General features: G+C 46.0%; 1 protein-coding gene. It reads left to right on the top strand.

Annotation, left to right across the window (positions count from 1 at the left end; genetic code table 11):
* On the top strand, positions 1-642 hold a 642-nt coding region (locus tag C9I98_RS26395), incomplete at its 5' end, for an IS3 family transposase (RefSeq protein WP_107272678.1).
* Between the last annotated feature and the right edge of the window lie 30 nt (positions 643-672).

The following is a 672-nucleotide window of genomic DNA, read 5'->3' as shown; positions in this document are numbered from 1 at the left end:
AACGGTGATAACCATAATGTTAAAACCATTGCCGCCAGTATGAAGCGTCAGGATTTAATACCGAAAGCCGCACGCAAGTTTAAGTGTACAACGGACAGCAAGCATAAAATGCCTGTCGCTCCGAACCTGCTGGCTCAAGACTTTAACGCAACGGCTCCGAATCAAAAGTGGGCGGGTGACATCACGTACGTTGCCACAAGTGAAGGTTGGCTGTATTTGGCTGTCATCATTGATCTTTACTCACGGCAGGTAATCGGCTGGTCTATGGATACAAGGATGACGGCTACTCTGGTCTGTGATGCGCTATCGATGGCTTTGTTCCGTCGCGGTTTCCCTGAACACGTTATCGTTCATAGTGATCGAGGTAGCCAGTACTGCTCAAAAGACTATCGAGAACTCATAACCACTTATAATCTAGTGCAAAGTATGAGTAGAAAAGGAAATTGCTGGGACAATGCCTGTGTTGAGAGCTTCTTCCATTCCATGAAAGTTGAAGCGATCCAATATGAGCCGATTATGACGAGAGATGCGATGCGCCAAACGATCTTTGAGTACATTGAGGTTGATTATAATCAGACGAGAAGGCACAGTGCTCTTGGGTACCTAAGCCCAGTTAACTTTGAAAAGCAAAATGTCGCTTAATGAAGTGTCCAGTCTGGCTGGAGCAGATCA

Source organism: Photobacterium sanctipauli (assembly GCF_003026495.1).
In the GTDB taxonomy this organism is placed as follows: domain Bacteria; phylum Pseudomonadota; class Gammaproteobacteria; order Enterobacterales; family Vibrionaceae; genus Photobacterium; species Photobacterium sanctipauli.
The sequence above is the reverse complement of the archived record's forward strand: the minus strand, read 5'-3'. Positions and strand labels throughout refer to the sequence as shown.